The sequence below is a fragment of the Companilactobacillus halodurans genome, from assembly GCF_009600985.1.
In the GTDB taxonomy this organism is placed as follows: Bacteria; Bacillota; Bacilli; order Lactobacillales; family Lactobacillaceae; genus Companilactobacillus; species Companilactobacillus halodurans.
Window position 1 is genome coordinate 1 of the sequence record NZ_VDFP01000215.1, and the last position, 1,158, is coordinate 1,158.

Sequence of the window (1,158 nt, forward strand, 5' to 3'; positions counted from 1 at the left end):
CGGTGCATAACTAATTGTTTGTTGACTTTGCATAAACTCACCTGCACGCTGCATTTCCACCATGAATTGTCCGAGTTTGTCTTGATTTCCCAAATAGTTTCTAGAGTATTCCGCACTTAATGACGGCCATGTCGTTCCCTTCATCTGTTTGTCAGCATCACTGATACTAATTCCAGTTTGCTTAGCGGCTGCTTTAACGGCGGTAGAATAGCTTGTTTGGCGTAATTTATGAGATTTATTCAAAACCTCAACAAACTTCTTCACATACCCCGGATTACTCTTCAAAAAGGCTTTGCTCACTAAAGTTATATTTGCCGTTGAATATCCAGCTTTAGACAAATCTGAACTGTCTGTCAAAACTCGCCCGTCGCTTTGTAATTGTGATAATGTCGGTTGCCAAGTATAAGCAGCATCAATATTACCGCGTTTCCAAGCTGCAACGATATTTTGTGTATCCATATCGAGCAATTTAACTTTGTTTTCTAACCCTGCCCGTTTTAAAGTAATCATCAAACTATAATGAGAAGTTGATGCAAAAGGTGTTGCTATCTTTTTGCCTCTAAGATCAGAGATACGTTTAATTCCGGAACCTCTCTTCACAATCAAACACTCATTGGAACCACACATTTCATTGATCCATAACAACTTCACGGGAATGCCTGCTGTCAATGCCACGATTCCATTAGTATCTCCCATCGTGGCAAAATCAACCCCACCTGACATCAGTGCCTTATTAGCATCAACACCAGAATCAAATGTTATAAAACTAACTTTTTTATCTGGAAAAGCACTTCGAAAATAACCTTTATTTCGAGCCACGGCAACATCATTTGGTGTATTTAGAATCCCAATTCGTATTTCATTAGACTTTATTTTATTTCTGGGTGAACAGCCACTCAATCCAACAACGACCACCATCACACATACAATTAACAGTACTTTAAGTAGTCTTTTCATCAGTTTTTACCCTTCCAAAAAATCCACTTTTTCTCCAATAATTGTAAAAGCCAGTCAATTAATAAACCTAATCCTCCCAGAATAAAAATGCCCATAAACATAACACTACTCTTCAGGTATTTAGATGCATCAATAACCATCCAGCCAATTCCGGATGTCGACGCCACCATCTCCGCAGCAACCAATGTTGAAAAGGAGACT

Annotated in this window: 2 protein-coding genes; both read right to left on the minus strand. The window is 38.8% G+C overall.

Annotation, left to right across the window (positions count from 1 at the left end; translation table 11 throughout):
• A partial coding sequence (locus FHL06_RS13715; protein WP_153387209.1) for a taurine ABC transporter substrate-binding protein occupies positions 1 to 957 on the minus strand: 957 nt, incomplete at its 3' end.
• A partial coding sequence (locus FHL06_RS14845) for an ABC transporter permease subunit (RefSeq protein WP_337692581.1) occupies positions 957 to 1,158 on the minus strand: 202 nt, incomplete at its 5' end. The genes FHL06_RS13715 and FHL06_RS14845, both read right to left, overlap by 1 nt.